The organism is Streptococcus sp. oral taxon 431, from assembly GCF_001553685.1.
Classification (GTDB): Bacteria; Bacillota; Bacilli; order Lactobacillales; family Streptococcaceae; genus Streptococcus.
In genome coordinates this window covers 1150257-1170013 of record NZ_CP014264.1, presented here as the reverse complement: position 1 = coordinate 1170013, position 19757 = coordinate 1150257, and the positions used below count along the sequence as shown (strand labels likewise).

Here is a 19757-nt window from a genome sequence, read left to right as displayed (position 1 = left end):
TCTTTCCTCATTTATAATTAGTTTTGCTGTCTAGTAAGTTTTTAATAGAAACCACTTTAGTTGATTTTTGAGGATTTTCTTGTTCAATAAGACCACCAGAATGAAAATCTATTTCTGAATCAGCGGTGATGATATTGTCTGCTAGGAAATCCTCACTGATAACCTTTTGAGAATATTTTAACAATCCTTCTTCTTTTAAAAGCTCATTCGCAATTTCTGGATAGACACTTGTTTTGATTATTTGTAATAGTTTTTGATTCTCATCACTTAACTCATTTTCTCTTTGTAGCTTCTGTTTTAAATCTTCATTAGTTGACTGTAGTTCAGAATTTAAACTACGTAACTTATCTGCTTCTTGTTTATAGCTGGCCGCAATGTTTGCTATTTTCTTGTAGTATTGGCTAATTTCCACCAATGCTCTTTTCATAGCACCTGGAGCACGATTTTTTGCCATAAAATTGTCAGGATCTATGGTCTTATAAGTAATTACAGCTTCATAATTTTCATCTTGGTATTTAATTTCACTTTCTTTTAAAAAATCCCTGAATCTTTTATTACGTCTAATGGTTGTATCCGCAACATTTTGATAGCCATTATTCCTAACATAGTCACCAAACCGAGGGATTTTTACCAAGCTTAAATCACAGGAACACTGGGAAATTAAATACTGTTCAAACAAATGAATCAATTCATCATCAGAAATTGATTTCTTTCTAGCCATTAGACTTATTCTCCTCTAAAGATAGTTGTTTAGCATTTAAGTAATCTTGATAGGTATTGCTAACTGTTTTTAATTTCAACAAAGCTTCTCCAATATCTTCAATATGACCTTTCCCTTGCCTAACTTTTCTAATCGCTTCATCTACAACCATAGCTTTTTCATCAACTGACTTTTTAAATGTTTTATCCATTGAAAAATAATCTTTACCTGCTTTACGGTAAAAAGGGCAGCTCGTACAAGCACCTAGTTCTGCATGCTCACTAATAACTTTCAGACAATCTGAATAATCACCTTTCGCAAAGCGGGGTGAGTAACACCGTCCTTTATTTTCTAAAGTGATGTATTGTCCTTGTGCTGTATAAAATGGCTGTCTCTTACTTATGGTGTAATTCGTATTCTTACTCGTTAGTTTACGATACATTTGATAACTACGACATTCAATAAATTGGCTTAAATTTGAAAAATAGTGAGATGAAGTTGTCACATCTTCATGACCAGCTAAAAGCATAGCTGTAACAGGACTAGCCCCTTCTGCAATTAAATTGATCATTGCAATGTGTCTCGTATCCCCAATATGAATCAAATTAATCTCGTTTTCATCTAATCTAGCTGGAAAACTAAAATAATTAACTTGATAACCGTATTTTTGAGAAATAATCTCATTAAAAAAATACCTCAAAATAGTATTGAGATTAGTGTAAGTTAAAAATCGGTTATTAACACCTGTTCGACGACCCCAACGGTTATAATGAGGATCAGTCACAAATAATGTATCTAATTTAGTAGAATTATTATTTTCCGTAAGTTTGAGGTAAGTCTTTATTTCAGAAGCTAATGAATTAGTAATTTCATAAGTATTCAAAGTATAATCTTCAGAAATTTTATGTGCAACAAGTCGATCCCTTCCTTTGATTATATTTCTCCTTAATGTAAGAAAATATTTTCCATCTTTCTCGGTTAAACAGTTTCTTTGTATTAAAAGAAATTCTCTTGGCCTTAAAGGTAAAATTGCTGTAATCTGCCACCAGAGATACAATGGATAATAAAATAGACGTTCTTTCTTAGATAATGTTTGAGACCAATAATCATTTAAAATGTCATTAAAAGTAAAATAGGATTGAAATTGCGCTAATTGTCTTTGCTGTTTTGACCTCTGCTTTTTTTGAAGGTTGATAGTTAATTTATTATCTAATTGCTCCAATAGTTGATTTAGTTGACTATCATCTGAACAGGGAAGATTTGAGAAAAAGTCAATACATAAACCAGGAAATTTTACAGAAATATTTTCTAAATCTAAAAACGTATCTTTGGTTGTATTTTTAATAATTTGTTTAATATCCATTAGAAATAGCTGTAAAGTTTTTAAAACATGTTGTTTCATTGAGAAAACAATAAAACTTTTTAAGTAATTGATAAATTCCTTATAAGACAACTGAAAAAATGATTGATAAAATCTCCTATATTGAAATTCAGAAATGTTAAAAAACAGGCTAATATTGGCATATTCATTTGTAGTTTCCCATTTCTTATGATCAAAATCGTAACTTAGAATAATTCCTTTATCAAAATAGTCATCGAAAACTTCTTTTGCTCGCAGAACACAATCACGGTCAAAAGTTTCAAAATAATTTTCAATTTTAAAAAGTTTAGCTTGATTGTTCAATTTATTAACTCCTTTATTATTTCTTCGTAATCATGTAACACGTCATCTCCATATTGCTCGCATAAAGCTTGCAACATTTCAGTTAAACAAGGTTTTATTTGTTCTTCTAAAATACTCCGAATTTTACCTTTTTCTAAATCAGTTCGAACTCTAGAGTATTGTTTGTTCAAACGATTGAATTCTCCTACTAATAACAATAAAGTAGATTTCGTTTGTAATTCATAATGACAACCGATGCAATGTTGCCTATCGTCATATGGACAAATCTTTCCAAGCGCAGATAAAAGACACATGCTTTCACCTTGTTTTGAGAAGGCTTCACCGTTTCCTATACGATGACAAATAGTAAGAAGTTGATTAGGCTCTGCTTCTTCTTCTACCAAAATCTTTAATGCCTTTTGCGATTTCACTTCTGCCTGAATGCTTAAAGCCAATGTTTTTTCAATCTCATTTGGTGTCAAATCTAACTGTTTAATCATCTGAGTCTGTTGACTAGGACTTAATTCTTTATACTTTCCTCTAGTTACAATCGTCAGGATCATTGATGGAATCATAGATAAAACACCTCGTTCAAATAGTTCTCTCGCAACCATTTCTGGTTTAAGCTGGCTTAGTTGGGCATCTTTTAGGTACGTTGTTGTAGTTTGTGCAAATTCATCGAATGAACCTTTATGGCTACGGGCTAATGCGGCTAAAAAATAGCCTTTAATATTTAACTCAGATTTTTCTTGCAAAACATCATCTGCTAACATGGCAACAGTTTGAAGATAGGATTTATTTGCAGATCTAGAACTAAAATTCCTTTCAAGAAATAAGTCTCCAATTTCTTTCCCCATATATCGATTAATTCGTTTATATTCTTTTATTTGTCGAATTAAAGGTTCATCATTATTATCTTTATTCAACTGATAATGAGCTTCACAGATAGCCAACAACGTTCCAATCAATACCTGACAACTCTCAGGGACCTGAAATTTAATCTGACTAATATTTTTAGTTCGCTTTGTTTTGTTTGGAGTAATATTTAAATAAGTTAAACGAGTTGTAATACTTAAAAGAGTTCTTCTTGCCTCACTGCTACTCCAATTACCACTTCTAACTGATTTTAGAACTTCTTTCGGTGTTCTAGGAAGTTGTGGATGTCCAAGTTGTTCTAAATCTGTTCCACGTAGCGCACATATAAAATGAAGTGCTAGAAATAGCCAGGTATCTGCGTAGTCTTTTGAGATTGCTGCTTTATAAAGCATATCTTCTTTTCTAATGTAATTGTCATTAAAAAGAAAATACAGTAATTCTAAATATTCGTCTAACTCATAAGCGTTAGTCTCCTGTTCTAATGTGTATCGAGGTGTAAATTCATATCTTTTGTGATAGTTACATCTCATTTTATTCATTAACCACTTTAAAAAATCAATAAAAACTTCGCCTTTTTGCTTTTCAAGTGCATATACTGCTTCTTCAACCAACAATTCAATCTCATTATCATTACAGAGAAATAAATCTCTTTTAAGATAAAAAGCAAGAAAATCTTGAACATAAAACATGTTTTCCTTAGATAAGTTGCTATCTTCTGAGTATTGCTGAAAATATTTGTAAGTTAATGGGAATTTTTGTTTAAATATAGGCTGAATTCCTGCTAAACCAGTTGGTCCAAGAAGATAATTGGTTATTTTTTCTATTAATAATTGAGCATCTTTATCTGAGATAGAATAGTTATCCAAATCAATCTCAATATTAAACCAATTGTTATCAACTAAAAACTTACTAATTTTGCCTTTATACTGTATATCGTTTTTTCCGAGTTCACTTAACAGATTTTCGATCAAAGATTTAATTGAATAAGTCATACATTACCTTTCTAACTTATCACCAAAAAGTTCATTTGCTCGCCAATTCATATAGTCAAAAACACCATTATTAACTTGACCATATTGTTTTGCGATTTCTCCTTTGTTTTGTAGATAAACCCAAGCACTCTCAGGCGATTTATCACCTCTTGCTGACATAAGCTCACTTATTTCAGAAACCCCAGATAATACTAACTGTGTCGTGTACCAGTGTCTGAAAATATGTGGGGAAATATTATGCTCCTGCAAAAGCTGCCCAAAAAAGACAACCTCTGCATCATCAGATTTTAAGAAGATTGGGATCATTTCGTCGCGAATAATCTTACGAAATCGTTGATAGTATACATCGTATGATAATGCTTTTCCTCGTCTGTTAAGATTTAAAGGTCCATAATCCTTCTCATACTTCTTACCTTCCAGATAAGTCATATAGTCATTATAAGTGTCTAAAAAGACCTCCAGAAAGATATAAGGTACTGCTTGAAGTCTTTCCTTTTTAATCCGTCCAGTTGGCTTTAAATCGCTTCGGAGAGGTATTTCTTTTCGTAGATCGATCTCAATCTTAAATACTTGCCCATCACTTTGGTGAAACAAAATACCTGGCCCTAGAGGACTATCTTCACGTCTTACATTGCATGCTTCTGATGGTCTTAAGCCAACAAAGGCTCCCAAGGCCACAACCATGAGTAGATCTTTATGATAGTGTGCTATGTGAGAAAATAACATCTCAAAAGCACTATTTGGCATATCACGAAAAATAGCTTTCTCAGTGTTGCTATCATTTACGTATATTTCAAAATTTGGTTCTTTACGCTTTATAACCCGTCCTCTACTATTCGTAAAAGTTGTCGTAGAATACAATTCTTCTGCTTTTAACTTAGCCTTTCCCTCTCGCTCACTTAAATAAAGAGTTAAGAAGTCAAGAACTGCATTTACGCATTTTTCAACGGTGCTTTTCTTTCTTTTTTCTCTATCTCCTGGTAACTGAGATAATCCATAAAGCGTAAAAAATTCTCTAACCATTTCAAGTGTAAGTTGATCTATACTTTTAAGTCCAGAAGTACCAAATATAAAATTTAGAAACTTAACAACGTAAGAAAAGCGTTTATTCCCATCATCTGAAATAGACTTGATTCTTGAAGTAGATTTAACATAACGATGAAAATCAGTAAATTGTAAGTTGCCGTCATCGTGCTTCAGAACGATAAATTGCTTTGTCACGATGTTGTTATCACCTAAAACTAGTGAATGTTTATATACAACAAATCTCATGTTATCTCCTTGTTTAATATGACTGAAGGTTCTGACTGGGTTTTAGGATGTCAATACACAAAAAAACGATCAAATCAGTACCATTTTCCTTTGTGCTCTAAACTGCATAAAGGGAATATCGATGAGTACTTTCATTGATCGTTATTATTATTTGAATTAATTCAATAACAAAAGTAACTTCATCTAAGTAATAAGAGCAATTAATTAGCTCAGCAACAACGATAACCACAGCAACTCCTTCTAAACAATGAAAGGAATATCCGCCGTGGCTATCTATTTACTTTTTTTCTTTTACTTTTGTAAGTTACTTTTGTTATTTTTACTTTTTCTGTATTATATCATATTTTGATTAAATTGTCATCTGAGATAGTGATTTTAAAAAAACTGGAAATTTTTTTAATTGTATATTTTGACAATAAAAAACATTTTTATATCAATTTAATGATTTTAGAGCGTTTTTAGCTTATTTGATTTTAAAGTTGTCGTCTATTCCTCAGGATTACTTGAAGAACAGGAAAAATTCGACAACAAAGTAGTCGATCTATTCAGTTATAAAACCTATGAAGGTCTTTCTGCTGGAACTGGCCACTCCTACTTTGGAGATGTAGATTATACTCTTACTTATTCAACTGAGAATATCCCTCATGATTTCTCCTCATGTGCTGAGAGCTTTCTTCTATACTAATAGACGAAAGGGTGTGAAAATGATTTTTAAATGATACTGTGGAACGGAACAGTAGCCCTAGTATTGACTACTGTCGTTTCTATTCATATTGGCTATTCTAGGACTGAGATGAAAAAATCTATAAATGCTCAGAATAAAATTGAACCCGCAAATCTCCCCAAAACAATGGTGAGTCATGTACTTGTATTATTCCGAAAAAATACACCTCTGGTGCAGTGAGACAAATTGGTGTATCTTATAGTGGCTTCGTAGATGAAAGCTATACTCTACTATCACTCTTTGATGATGTAGAACAAATTGAAAAAGATAATAGACTTCAGACAGCTATTGATGTTGTCAGAGAACAGTTTGGTTTTTTAGCCATACAAAAAGGAACCGTCCTAACTGAAGGTTCCAGAAATATTGAACGCAGTAAACTTATCGGTGGTCATTCCGCGGGTGGATTGGAGGGATTAAAATGAAACAAGAAAAAAATACAGTACAATTTTCAGAAATCCGTAGCAAAGGATGTAATGATATTGAAATGCTTGAAAGATTTTTACATGGAATCGTTGAAACAGCAACTTCAAAACTTCGTCAGAGAAAACTCAAAACAACTGAAATATCGATACGACTAGTACATGCTAAATCTGAAAACCGATTACCATTGGAATTTACATTTAGCATTAAGCCAACAAGCTCATCTGTGATAATCTATACTGAGGTAATCAATCGCTTTAAAGAATGTTACACAGGTGGGGGAATTCAAGGTTTTACGATTCAATTTGATAAAAATACCCTTGCCTCTGCATAGAAAGGATTTGATATGATTGACCGTTCATATTTACCATTTCAATCAGCAAGAGAGTACCAGGATACAAAGATGCAAAAATGGATGGGCTTTTTCCTATCTGAACATGCATCAGCACTCTCTGATGATACAAACAAAGTAACGTACATGTCTGACTTATCACTAGAGAAGAAATTATTACTCCTCAGTCAAGTATACGCCGGGCAGCTACGCACACGCATTCAAGTGATTGAAAAAAACAAGCGTGTTTCCTACACTGGAACAATACCAAGTCTGACCAAAGATTTCATTTTGATAAAAACTACAACAGGTCACATCAATTTGAAATTAAAAGACATTATTAGTATTGAACTTGTCGAGGAGGTGCTCTATGAATCAGCTTGAGTTTCAGCGTAATCACCTACAAATGGACTATTATAGCGAGAGCTACCAAGATTTTGAACGTGACTTCTACCGCTACTCTAACATGAATATTCCATTGACCTTCCTAACTGATGATATCCTAAAAACAATGGCGACTTCACGTAAGAATTACTTTGTCCTCAATAAGGAAAAGTCCAGAGATAACCGCGATCACTTCTTCATATTTGAAGTAAGTACCGTAGATGAGAATCCGCTAATCTATCATTATACATATAAGAAAACTACAATATATTTAGCAGAAAAATAGGAGCAGTTCAATTGACTGTTCCTATTTTTAATATTCATAAAATCTAAAGTCTTTATACTCTTTAACAATGGAGTCGCCAACCAGAACAGACTATACTGACCAGCGACTACCTTAAATTTAATGTTTCAGATTTATTTTCTTATCTCTAATTTCATAAACTACATCTGCTACATTTTCGAGTAATCGTTTATCGTGGGTGATAAACACGATAGTTCCGGTGTACTCCTTCATTAGTATTTCCAAAGCCTCTAAACTTGGTATGTCAAGGAAGTTACTGGGTTCATCCATTATTAGGATGTTATATCTACCCATGAGCATTTTAGCAAGCAACAATTTTATAATTTCTCCACCGCTTAAAACAGATAAACTTTTTCCAATATCGTTCTGTTTGAACCCCATAGATGCTAGCACTGAACGAATTTCTGATATATTGTAGTCACAATCCTTCTGCATAAACTCCATAACATTCTGATTACTGTTGTACTTGTAACCATTCTGTGCAAAGTAACCTATTTTTGCCTTAGGCGAAATAGAAATTCCTTCTTCATGGTTTAAGATCATTTGGATTAAAGTTGTTTTTCCGATTCCATTACCACCAGTTAACGCCACTTTTGCTCCTAACGGAATTTGAAAAGATGCATTTTCAAACAGAGCCTTATCCCCAAATACTTTATTAATTTCTGCACCGACTATAGGGTATGGATTATGGAGCTCCAATGCTTTACTTTGCCTGAAACGAATTCTGCGAATGCCTTCCGGAGCTTCTACTTTTCCTAAGGCCGCAATCCTGTGCTCTAGGGTTTTAGCAGCATTATACATCTTTTTTTCCTTACTTCCTATTGATTTTTGATGAGCTAAACGCCCTCCGTCTTCAGTACTTTTTTTCTTTGAAGAACCTTTTGCCTTCTGTTCTATTTTACGAGCCTGTTTTCGCTTTTCCTCCGCAGCCCTTTCCAATCGGGCACGTTCCGCAATAAATTGTTCGTATTCTGCAGCTTGGCTCTTACGTTCTTCCTCTTTCTGACGAAGATAATCAGAATAGTTTCCCCAATACTCAGTGATTTTGCCATCTTTCAGTTCCCATATTTTATCTACTATTTCATCAAGAAAATAGCGGTCATGGCTAATAACTAACAGTGCACCTGTAAAATATTTTAGCTGTCCTATTAGAAAATCAATTCCTTCACGGTCTAAATGGCTCGTAGGTTCATCCGCTAAAATACCATGAACCTGTGCCGATAAGGCCTGTGCTATTTTAAGCCTTGTTTCTTCACCACCGCTCATAGTCTGTATATTTAATTGCTCAACACCTAGCTTGCCTACAAGTGCAAAATCTTTTTCCTCCTGCAGAGTTACTTCGTCCAACTGGGGAATATAGGCAAGTTCACCCAGACGATTCATTTTACATCCTGGGGGAGTTAATTCTCCTAAAAGTACCCTGAGTAAAGTGCTTTTTCCAGCACCATTTGCTCCTACTAAACCAATACGGTCATAATCATATACTTCTAATTCATTTATATCTAAAACATCGCGTCCTTTGAATTCCACACGAATGTCTTTTGCTTTTAATATTAATTCCATAACATTTCCTCCTGTCTATAATCGCATGCTTTCATTTGCTTGTATGCAGGGAAAACCCTGCGATTTTAGCAGGAAGAGTTACATGAAAATAAGATACATAAATATTCCTCCAATATTGTTTATTTTAAATCTAATTTTCTAACCTCAGTTATCATTTGGCAAACTATAGCAATGCCAATAATTAAAATACCTGATAGTAAAAACCAATGATTTACACCGATTTTATCAGCAAAGAATCCAGAAAGAATTAACCCAATTGGCATAGCAAGTGACATGATACTTCCGATCAAAGAAAATACACGTCCTAAATATTCAGGCTTAATTTTCTCCTGAAAAAGAGCTGTTTGCACACCGCTATAAAATGGCACCGAAAGCCCCATTATTGCACAGCAAACTACGAATATTACAAATCCATTTGGAGGAAGTATTCCCGAAACGGCTAAACTGGTCCCCATTATAAAAAATGAACTTGTTATTAGTAATACATGCTTTTCGAAGCCCCCTAATCTTCCTAATAATAAGCCTCCTGCTAGCATCCCAAATGCAAAGGAAATTTCCGTAATAGAAATATGCACAGGCGTTCCATTAAAGTGTTCCATGCTTATTAAAGGAAATAGTGCATTGATTGGCATATAAACAAAAGTATATAGTGTTCCTAAGAGTAATAAGGCAAACAATCCTTTGTTTTGTCTCAGAACCACAACTCCTTCTTTCATCTCCCTTATGAAATTTGGTTCTAAACTTTGCACTTGATTACCCAGCTTAGGTATACGTACAATTGCTACCGTAATAGATGCAATCACAGCACCCAATACGTCGATGGCAATAATAGCATTTAAATCCCAAACGGAGTATAAGAGTGCTGCAACTGCCGGACTAACAATATAGCTTATAGACTGCAAAGACTGACTATAGCCTGCGCATTTCGTTAGCTGTTCTTCTGGTACTAAAAGTGGTGTAACCGCATTGAGTGCTGGGGTATGAAAAGCTGTTCCAATGCTACGGATAAACAATACTATCATAATCATCCAGACAGGTAGCTCCATACAGAATGCAACAATAGCAAGCACTGCACCAGCTGCTGCGATAATTAAATCGGCACCAATCATTATCTTCTTCCTATCATGACGATCCACTAGCACACCAATGGCAGGTCCCAAAATCGCATAGGGTAAAAAACCTACTAATGAAGCCATAGACAAGACCATCGCAGATCCTGTTTTTTCTGTAAGGTAAAAAATAATCGCCATTTGCAGGATGGCACTAGTGATTAATGATACTGCTTGCCCTGCCCATATTGCATAAAATTTTCGTTTCCAATTGTTGTATTTTTCCATTTATATTATCTCCTGCATATTATTTTGCTTGAATTTCTATTTTGAATAGCATTCTAGGCAATAAAAAATGCAGGCCAAACCCCACAATGTGGCTTTTGGTCTGCATACATACAATTTGGAAACATTCATATTAAAGACATAGTTAAATAAAGGTATAGTTAAATAACCAATATCCTCACCGTAACTAATGAATGCTCAATATCGTATAAATAAGCACAACAAAAAAGCCTATCATCGGGTATAGATTCTGCTTTTTTTATTGCCAGCTTATCTTAAACGCATTGAGGCTGTCATAGTTTCGGTTCCTCCTACATCTTTGTTTATATCAATTTATAGTATAACACAACAAGATGATATGTTCAATATAAAAGTTATGGAATGAGACTCATACTTCCAATTCGATGCCAGATTTAAAGGATATGACGAAGTTTTCTTCATAGACTGTAACGCTCTGGATTATCTTCCTTAGTAGCAAGCGATTAGCTTTCACAAAATCTTCTGTTTGTAGTTTTAAAAATTCATCAGGATTTTCTAACTCAACCTCAAAATATTTCATTTTACATTCCCTCATTTCATTTATTGATAAATTGAGTTTGCAAAAAAGAGTGGACAATTTTTGTCTACTCTTAACCTTTAAAATAGTTTTTTTTAATCGATTTGAAGTTGCCTAAATTATTACTTATTCGGTAAAATGAAGTATTGCTTTCAACAGATTTCCTTCAACTACACTTCACTTGATTCAAACAAGGTGGGTACATTTCTATTCCCACAAACTCCTTGTCAATGGAAACAAACACGTACCCACAGGGTAAATGGAAATAGAAACTGATAATTTCTAGCTATCACTTCTACTCATTCCAAAAATTTTCTCACTCTGATACTTACCCACCATAAAGCAAAAAGCCTTGCAATCAAGGCTTTCATTATCCCTTTCGTTCAAAGGTTTCTAAGCTTTTACGAGCAGAGCGACACACTCAGCGGTTCGCTATCTCCGTTCTGTCTGCGTGCTAGCACTTGTCAATCACGGACAGCTATCGCATGGGCGGAAGTAAATGCTAATCTTCGTCGTTTTACTCCTTGACTAGCAAACTTACCGCCTCAACATGTGGTGCTAGCAAGCTTATATATTATAGAACGAAAAGGATAGAGTGTTTTATAAAATTATACTATAAAATGAAAGAGAATTACACACTCAACTCAAACAACTTATAAAACTCACCTCTCCTATCCATCAAATCACTGAAAGAACCATCTTCAACAATAACGCCATCTTTCATAAAGAGAATTCTATCGTATTTTTTCAAAATGTTCTCATTCAACTTGTGGGTTACTACAAGTGCAGTCAAATTTTGAATATCCAAGATTGAACTTTCAATTTCAGTAGTTACTTGATTATCCAAAGATGAAGTAGCCTCATCCAATAATAAGATTGGTGTTTTTCGAATCAAGGCACGCGCAATACTAACTCTTTGTTTTTGTCCGCCAGATAGATTTGAGCCATTCTCTCCACATAAAGTTTGTAGACCAGATTCATTTTCTAAAACATAACTTTCTAAACCCGACTGCTGTACAGCTTGCTTTATTTCCTCATCAGTGAAGGATTGATTAAGAGTAATATTTGCTCTTAAAGTATCATCAAAGATATAAACGTCTTGTTGAACAATTGTCATTAAGTTATAAAGGCTCTCTGCTGAAATAGCTTGCAAATCTATATTATCAATGGAGATGTGCCCACTTGTTACATCGTAAAAACGCAGTAATAGATTGAGCAAAGTTGATTTCCCACTCCCTGACATTCCAACAATTGCAATTTTTTCTCCTTTTTGAATCTTCAAAGATAAATGGTTAAAAATTTTTTCTTTAGTATTAGGGTAAGAAAAGTCTATATTTGAAAAAGAAATAACATCATCGAAATATTCTTTTGTTTCACCAGTCTGAAGCTCAGTTACATCTTTTACCTCAAATGCATCTAGTGTTGCCTGACCTTCACGAAATTTACTTATTCCCATTCCAACTTCATTCAGTGGCATTACTACAAAATTGACCAGTTGAACAATAGCTGTTACACTCCCAATTGTGGTAGAGCTATTAAATACGAGATACATCCCTCCACCAAAGGCTACCAAAAAAACAATCATCCCTGAAAGCTGTGAAGTAACATTAGTTAAAACGTCAAATTTCCCTTTTATAAAATTTATTTCATCAAATTTTTCACTTTCATGACTATAATCCTCACAGATAGCATCTTTCACATTAAAACTTTTAATAACAAGAAATCCTGCTAAAATATCTTTAACCTTAGCTAAATACTTCTGATCGGCAACCATAGCTCTATTTTGTAAAGAGGCTGATTTTTGTCCAATAAATCCTGAAATCATCATCGGAATGATGCTAGCAATGATAACTAATAAGGTCAAAAACCAATTACCTATAAACATAGTTAGAAGTGAAAAAATCATTAAGGAAAGGTTTTTTGAAATATTAAAATACTGGTATAGATAATCTTGCTCAATTTTCTTCATATTTTCGGTTAATACGGAAATAAATTTCCCTGATTTTTCTTTAGAAAAGTCTCTATAATCCCTATCTAAAATAGATTGGAACACCTTGTTTTTGTATCTTGACATGATTTGCCTAACAAGTTTATTTCTCAATCGAAGAGATATAAAGTTGAGTGCTGCATAGATGAAAATAACAGTAGCTCCTACTAGTACCGCTTGAGTTAAGGCTTCTTTATTTTGGGACATGCCACTATCAATAATACCTTTAATAGAATAAGCAAAAGCAATATTAGTTAAAGGGACCAGTATATTAAATATCATGAAAGCATAAAAAGCCTTCTGATGGTTCTTTATCAATTGTTTCATCCTTAATCTACCTCATAATTCTTAATTTCATTTAGAAAATGTGACATAAAATATTCTTCTAAGTCAATATTCTCTCTCCTAATCTCTTTCATAGAAACCTGTTCTACAATTTCTCCATTTTTGATAAAGCCAATTTTATCTGCTATCTGTGAAATTTCCGATAATATATGACTCGATATTAGAATAGTAATTCCATGCTCCTTAGAAAGCGACAACAAAAGATTTCGAATTTCTTGAATCCCTATTGGATCTAAACCATTGATTGGCTCATCTAAAATTAACAATTTAGGTTTTGTTAGAAAGGCACGAGCTAAACCAAGCCTTTGCCTCATTCCTAACGAAAAATCTTTTACTTTTTTAGTCGTATTTTTTAAGCCGACCATTCTTAAGGCTTTTTTTATATCTGATTCAATAATATTTTTCCCCATATATTGAGCGTGAATTTCCAAAATTTCTTTTGCAGTGCAATTATCATAAAAAATTGGTGATTCAATAATACTTCCAATCTGACTTAGGATTTCTTCTCTGTGTTCTTGTAGATTTTTCCCAAAAATTTCAATACTACCTGATGTAATTGTTGATAAGGTTAACATACATTTCATTAACGTTGTTTTTCCAGCACCGTTCGGTCCTAAAAAACCATAGATTTCTCCTTCAGCAATTTGAAGGTTGATACCACTTAAAATTTCTTCTTTATCAATTGTTTTAAAAACTTCTTTTATTTCAACAATATTTCTCATTTCTATCTCTCTTTCTATATCCAGCTTTAAATGAAAGAATTTTTCTCCTGGAGCATAAATACCAACTTATACAGCCTCTTTTTTTATAGAAATCATCAAGGAATTATCACATTCCTTCAATTAAATTCAGCTATGCTACTTGATACTAATATCTTGTCTTGAAATATTATAAATTGAAAATGAAGTAATCATTAAACTTATGAAACTTGCAAATATCAAAAAGAATAAGTTATCAGCAATATTATTAGATAAACTTCCTGGACTGGCATTCGAAAGTAATGCTGCTAAACCAAGTCCTGTAAGCATTGTTATAGCTGTTGAATGCTTAATCATACCTAAAACAAATGGTAATAACCCTATTAGTACTGTTCCAAACGTAATTCCAGCTAAGTTAATTAATTGATTAGCTACAGGGATACAACTAGATTCAGTTACAACAGCCATGAATCTAATGAATATTTGAATAACTAAATGTGCAGAAAAATGGGCAATAAATGATATTAGGATGACTAAAAGAATTTTTCCCCATAGTAACTTTATTTTAGAAATAGGGTAAGAAAACAACTGAAAAATTGTTCTTCGTTTAAATTCATCAATGATAATCGTAGATAATAAATAAGATTCGAAAATCAAAAATGCTGCTTTTGTAAATAAAGATGAAAACAATGAAGCTACAATTGCCCAGCCTTCCCATTTACCAGTAACTCTAATAACATTAGAATCCTGACCAGCGAATTCTCCTAGTTTATTGTCAGTACCTAAACCCATAATAATGATTGCTGTAATGCCTAACACTATAAAAATAGTACACAACCAGGCTAAAAATAATTTAGGTTTAGAAATTTTATTTAATTCAATTTTAATAAGCGATAACATAGATTCTTTCCTCCAAAGTGTAAATAAAGAGTAAACTATTCAAACTAATCTCAACAAATATTTAAAAATTAGCTTATTTTTCAGACAATTACACCATACATACTATCGGTATGGCTACACTGAAAAATAAACATACCTACGGTATGTATAGTGGATTTTTAATAACACACTTTAAGTGTGTTATTTTTAAATTATAAATTATGTAATATAGTTTATTCAATTGATAATACATAAATAGAAATTAGTATTAACAAGAATGTCATGCGACTACTTATTTACTATTTTTTTAAGTGATCAAATAAGTTGAAAATCACCTCCATCATTTCATCAGAAATTAACTGTACCCCTAGACCTTCAAAAGTAAGTTTAATGAAATTCATTTTGCGCTTTAATTCTACTAATGAAAAAACGGAAATTTGAAAACCAATCCAAATATTTAGAGTTAAAACAATTAAATCTGCTAGCTCTTCTGGATATTCTGTTTTAATAGACCCATCTTCAACTCCTTCGTAAACTTTTTCTCTAATTTCGGGTAAAAAATCAGAAAATAGACCTAGATACTGCTCTCCTAACAAACGTGGACTTCTAAGCATGATTGAGGCAGAGTAAACGAGCCTTTGGTGTTCAAAATTAGAGAAAGAGTCCATCAAAGAATTTTGTATCTTTTCTAACCCAGTATTTCCTCTCCAATTATAATTTAAAATTTCTTGATTATTTTCGCTAATGATTGTTTGCAGTATATCGTATTTAGACTCAAAATGATGATAGATAACACCTTTTGTTAATCCACCTAACCCATCTATGATATCTTGTATTGACGTATTATCAAATCCTTTTTCTAAAAATAAATTTTTAGAGACCTCTAGTATTTTTTGTCTAGTTTCATGTGAGTTTCTATTTCTTGCCATTCCAGTCCCTTTCTATCATACCAATGGTATGTAATTCTATTGTAGTGGAAGTAACTAATAATGTCAAGTTCTTTATTGGAATATGAAAAACCTTTATAATAAAGGCTTTTCATTATTACTTCGCTACAAGGTTTCTAAGCTTTTACCAGCAAAGATACACACTCAACATGGGTTTTAGAGGACTAAATGGAGTCTGAATTGCCTGATAGAGATGTAGTATTGATTAAGCCATCAACAAAAAATGTACAAAACAAAAATAAAGTACACTACTTAATGAGTGCACTTTATTCTTCTAATTCAGTTTTATCAATGGTTTAGCTCTAGTTAAATCAATTGTACATAAACTTTTAGTTTTTTTTTGGAACAAAAATATCCTAAAGTCTACCCTATCAAAGTGAAAACTGGAAATTTATTAAACCTGAATTTTAGTGAGAATATACTTTACTAAAATCATATAGTTAAAGTCTGACAAGGAATTTGCCAGACTTTTTGTCATCAGTGTTCTTTAATATAATTCATCCCTGATTGATTCAACAAACTCCGTGTAAAAGCGCTGAATGGATTGCTTAACATAATCAGATTGGCGGTCATCAGTCCCATCTAACAATCTCTGATAGCTATCCAAAGATTCTACATCCTTGAGTTGACTTCAAAGGTGTGCCTAATACACCGGCTTCTCAAAGTCACTAAGAAATCCTTTTAGCGATTCTTTTTGCATTCCTTGGTAAATATTTTTATCTAACCGAATACCAAGAGTGTTTAACTCAGTTGATAGGTTGTCGTAAAGTTCTTGTAAGTCCATAATGTACTCTTTGTAAATAAATTTCATGCGGGAATAGAGATATCCATTTGGACATTTGGGAGAATATCTCTGAAATTATTGCTGTCTGTTAATTAAATACTTGCAATATTTTATAGTTTTGGTATAATATAGTTAACTCATCGACCAAGTTGTTGAAGGAGATTGCGATTACGTCCCTAATCATAGGGACGTTTTCTGTTTTTCTCAGTTAGTTTTATATTTATCGTATTCTTTCAGTTTCTTTCGAAGTACATTATCATAGTGTATGTAAAATGCTGTTATCAATAAATAGTAACTAGGTCTTTCTTCAAGTACAATAAAATAGCGATCTACTGGATCTAATAAAAATATTCTATTAGATTTTTTATACGGTCGTTCATATATTAAGAAACAATCTTGTTTGCAAATCTTGTTATGATCCGTTTCTATTGCAGGTCTTAACCAACATAATCTTTCGCTCCTTCTTAAATCAGGTTCTCGTTCTTCTGAATCTATATCAAAATTTTTACAGGTAAGATGAAAATAACTATCTTCTTTACCTTCAAAATACGGATACGACTTTAACTCGACAAATTTCCCTCTAAAAGTTATCTTGAAGTTGAACAATTGCTCTAAAAATACATTCTCATATAAAAAATCATCATAAAGAGCATAGTCACCATTAAATTGATCAAGTGTTATCTTCGGAGGAAGGATAGGACAAAAATCTGTTACGTTACTGCTCATCACTTAACTCCATTTTAAAAATATTGAATTTTATTGCGTTATACTTTGTATTCGTTGTTAACTCATGCTTAGCTCTATTAGAGATTAAATTACTTAGCCTGATTCTAGCTAAACTACTTTCAAAGCTCCTATTTTTATAAGCTACTGCCCCTATCAATAGGTCAGCTAATTGCATTATTGAGTTTTCATGAGAGCGAATTTGTTGAATATTTTTGATATGTTTGGGTGACTGCTTCCAGTTTTCAAGAATATTCTTTAACTTGTTAACTTTTAAAATACTATTTGTGTCTTTTATATCTATAAAAACGTTAACATCATCCTCAAAGAGAAATTTTCTTACTAAATAAAAGTACTGCTTATAGTAAAAATCATCGTGGGTTTGATTATATTTCTTATGGTTTAATTTATTTTTGTCTATTATAACTACTCTAAAATTAAGATGCTCATTATCAAAAAAATAATTTACAAGATCTTCATAAAAGGTAATTTTAGAATTTGAAACTTTCCTCCACTTTATTTCAGAACGTGAAGAAATACCGTGTTTTCTTTTTATTTCTTTTATCTCCTTATAGACAATATTCCTTACATAGTCTGGACAAGAAATCCCTCCTATTAACATTACACTCTCACCATCATTTTCCAAATGACAAGACTCATCACAATATAAGTTGAGCATCTTAATAACTCCTAATTTTTGTAGTAATAATTCTATTATACCACGAACCCCCAGTAAAACTAAGACTTACAAAGGATTATTCTTCAAGAATTAGTATGTATTTTTAAGAACAATAATCTAAAATAGATTGGAGAACAGACATCTTACTTCGGTGTCTGTTTTTCTATACCTAAAAATGTACTTTTGCTCTTCATCAACTTCACCAAACTTTCTTCTAAAATATACATTAAAAAATCTCCTAATGGACTACAATATAGATACCACGATGAACGTTATTCTAGCTTTTTCAATTTTACATAATAAAATAAAGTACATTTTTCAAATAGTCTACATTACTCCTTAAACTCAGTTGTATCAAGGGTTTATCCACTGTCTCGGGAAAAGTACAAAATTTTTTAGTTTTAACATGTAGTAATTTTCAATGAAAACTTTATGTATACAAATAAAAAAAACAATATATTGTGTTTTGCTGAGTCTTTAATAAAAATAATTTTAATTTTTTGTACTTTTTTATTCTATCAAATATCTATCTTAGACTTAAATTTTTTTCATTATTCCATAATTTGGGTTCATCAGGAAAAATATAGTCATGTGTTTTAAAATATTGCTCTCTTACCACATCAATCCACTTATTTAGCATTTTTGCAGCTATTATAGAATCACCAGATGGATATACCATCAAAAGCAACCCCGTAAGTTGCGCTATTGTTATAGCAGAGTGTTCACCAGGTATTGTTAGTCCATAATCAGTATGCCCTACACTTATTTTCTCTTCCCCGTCCATTAGACCTAATCGATTAAATGTGCCTTGTGATGATGCATGTGTGACTTCATTAGAGATTCGATATGGTTGTTGCCATAATTCTGATGGGAAATTGGATTTTTTTCTGATATCGTCAAAACTTATATATCTCTTTTTAGGACTAAATTCACCACAAGCTCTTGCCCATTCATAACGATCTTCTGTATTATGTGATGAAATATAAGCTTCAGCAACTTCCTCTCCATATTCTGAAATAAACGACGCAATAATATTTAATTCGTAAAGTGAACGCCATCTAGAATACGCACCATCAGCAAATCCATTTTTCATTAAAGTGATTATCTCTAAAAATTGTTGTAGACCTCTTCCGTGTATGTATTTTAAGGCTGTGTATTTATGAATAGATTTTTCTCTCTCCTTGTTATCAATTTTATTTACATAATCAGAATAATCTTTTACAGATTCAAGAACCATCATATACATGGTCTCAGATGTAGCAAACGCATTAGACCACTTTTGCTCTATTCTTGCAATTATTTCTGTTTCCTCTCCTCTAAACAGTAACGTATTCTCATGCATTATCATCTTAGCATCTCTTACCATTTGATTTGAAGTGTCATTAATCATTTCTAGATATAATCCTGAAAAATCAGCCTTTTCATATTTTTCATAAAATTTATCAATTTCAGATTGATTTTTTAATTCTTTTACATGTTCTACGAGAATTTCTTTTAGTGTATCTTTAAAAAACTGTCCAAATTTATCGGCCATTATAGCTCCTACCTTTTTAATAGTTTATACATAGTATTTATTGCAATAATCTTCTAGTCTAA

Annotated in this window: 19 protein-coding genes; 4 read left to right on the top strand and 15 right to left on the bottom strand. The window is 32.4% G+C overall.

The features are described from left to right. Positions 1-7 precede the first annotated feature (7 nt). Genes AXE83_RS05450 through AXE83_RS05435 form a run of 4 tightly spaced genes read right to left on the bottom strand, consistent with a single transcriptional unit; the run spans position 8 to position 5503 of the window. Positions 8-721: a hypothetical protein gene (locus AXE83_RS05450; RefSeq protein WP_006151858.1), complete on the bottom strand. Its 714-nt coding sequence runs from the start codon at positions 719-721 to the stop codon at positions 8-10. After that, positions 714-2384: a hypothetical protein gene (locus tag AXE83_RS05445; RefSeq protein WP_006151537.1), complete on the bottom strand. Its 1671-nt coding sequence runs from the start codon at positions 2382-2384 to the stop codon at positions 714-716. The genes AXE83_RS05450 and AXE83_RS05445 overlap by 8 nt, the downstream gene beginning before the upstream one ends. Next, positions 2381-4231 carry a hypothetical protein gene (locus tag AXE83_RS05440; protein WP_025197155.1) on the bottom strand — a complete coding sequence of 617 codons (1851 nt, stop codon included), beginning with the start codon at positions 4229-4231 and terminating at the stop codon, positions 2381-2383. Before AXE83_RS05440 ends, AXE83_RS05445 begins: the two co-directional genes overlap by 4 nt. A 3-nt stretch (positions 4232-4234) precedes the next feature. After that, positions 4235-5503, bottom strand: a complete 1269-nt coding sequence (locus AXE83_RS05435; RefSeq protein ID WP_006151645.1) for a site-specific integrase — start codon at positions 5501-5503, stop codon at positions 4235-4237. Between the two features lie 900 nt (positions 5504-6403). Here AXE83_RS05435 and AXE83_RS05425 point away from each other — a divergent pair. The 4 genes from AXE83_RS05425 to AXE83_RS05410 are packed head-to-tail and all read left to right on the top strand — an operon-like array spanning position 6404 to position 7648. After that, positions 6404-6649, top strand: coding sequence for a hypothetical protein (locus AXE83_RS05425; RefSeq protein ID WP_001813542.1), 246 nt, complete (start codon positions 6404-6406; stop codon positions 6647-6649). Continuing rightward, on the top strand, positions 6646-6981 hold the full coding sequence (locus tag AXE83_RS05420) for a DinB/UmuC family translesion DNA polymerase (protein WP_000806926.1): 336 nt from the start codon (positions 6646-6648) through the stop codon (positions 6979-6981). Before AXE83_RS05425 ends, AXE83_RS05420 begins: the two co-directional genes overlap by 4 nt. Before the next feature lie 12 nt (positions 6982-6993). After that, positions 6994-7362: a hypothetical protein gene (locus tag AXE83_RS05415; protein ID WP_000567222.1), complete on the top strand. Its 369-nt coding sequence runs from the start codon at positions 6994-6996 to the stop codon at positions 7360-7362. Beyond that, positions 7349-7648: a DUF5960 family protein gene (locus AXE83_RS05410; protein WP_001072467.1), complete on the top strand. Its 300-nt coding sequence runs from the start codon at positions 7349-7351 to the stop codon at positions 7646-7648. The genes AXE83_RS05415 and AXE83_RS05410 overlap by 14 nt, the downstream gene beginning before the upstream one ends. A 117-nt stretch (positions 7649-7765) precedes the next feature. Here AXE83_RS05410 and msr(D) read toward each other — a convergent pair whose 3' ends face one another. From msr(D) to AXE83_RS05360, 11 genes are all read right to left on the bottom strand, one after another. Then, positions 7766-9229: an ABC-F type ribosomal protection protein Msr(D) gene (gene msr(D) / locus AXE83_RS05405; protein ID WP_000420313.1), complete on the bottom strand. Its 1464-nt coding sequence runs from the start codon at positions 9227-9229 to the stop codon at positions 7766-7768. 119 nt (positions 9230-9348) lie between these two features. Continuing rightward, positions 9349-10566 (bottom strand): macrolide efflux MFS transporter Mef(A), encoded by a 1218-nt coding sequence (gene mef(A) / locus AXE83_RS05400; RefSeq protein WP_000417519.1) that lies wholly within the window; start codon positions 10564-10566, stop codon positions 9349-9351. Positions 10567-10951: 385 nt separating this feature from the next. Continuing rightward, the gene (locus AXE83_RS05395; protein ID WP_000873143.1) at positions 10952-11122 is read right to left on the bottom strand and encodes a hypothetical protein; all 171 of its coding nucleotides are present in this window, start codon (positions 11120-11122) and stop codon (positions 10952-10954) included. A gap of 628 nt (positions 11123-11750) precedes the next feature. Then, entirely contained in the window at positions 11751-13433 is a 1683-nt protein-coding gene (locus AXE83_RS05390) for an ABC transporter ATP-binding protein (RefSeq protein ID WP_060955700.1), read from the bottom strand. Between the two features lie 2 nt (positions 13434-13435). Beyond that, complete coding sequence (locus AXE83_RS05385) at positions 13436-14173, bottom strand: ABC transporter ATP-binding protein (protein ID WP_001244586.1); 738 nt, start codon at positions 14171-14173, stop codon at positions 13436-13438. A 135-nt stretch (positions 14174-14308) separates the two neighbouring features. Continuing rightward, positions 14309-15049, bottom strand: a complete 741-nt coding sequence (locus tag AXE83_RS05380; protein ID WP_000949747.1) for an ABC transporter permease — start codon at positions 15047-15049, stop codon at positions 14309-14311. Positions 15050-15327: 278 nt separating this feature from the next. Beyond that, positions 15328-15957 carry a TetR/AcrR family transcriptional regulator gene (locus AXE83_RS05375; RefSeq protein WP_000113543.1) on the bottom strand — a complete coding sequence of 210 codons (630 nt, stop codon included), beginning with the start codon at positions 15955-15957 and terminating at the stop codon, positions 15328-15330. Positions 15958-16618: 661 nt separating this feature from the next. Next, positions 16619-16759 carry a hypothetical protein gene (locus AXE83_RS11195; protein WP_006151551.1) on the bottom strand — a complete coding sequence of 47 codons (141 nt, stop codon included), beginning with the start codon at positions 16757-16759 and terminating at the stop codon, positions 16619-16621. A gap of 204 nt (positions 16760-16963) precedes the next feature. Beyond that, the gene (locus tag AXE83_RS05370; RefSeq protein WP_000097857.1) at positions 16964-17485 is read right to left on the bottom strand and encodes a hypothetical protein; all 522 of its coding nucleotides are present in this window, start codon (positions 17483-17485) and stop codon (positions 16964-16966) included. Beyond that, positions 17475-18161: a DUF3800 domain-containing protein gene (locus AXE83_RS05365; RefSeq protein ID WP_000933618.1), complete on the bottom strand. Its 687-nt coding sequence runs from the start codon at positions 18159-18161 to the stop codon at positions 17475-17477. Before AXE83_RS05365 ends, AXE83_RS05370 begins: the two co-directional genes overlap by 11 nt. Before the next feature lie 526 nt (positions 18162-18687). Next, positions 18688-19695 (bottom strand): DUF5677 domain-containing protein, encoded by a 1008-nt coding sequence (locus AXE83_RS05360; RefSeq protein ID WP_000763879.1) that lies wholly within the window; start codon positions 19693-19695, stop codon positions 18688-18690. Between the last annotated feature and the right edge of the window lie 62 nt (positions 19696-19757).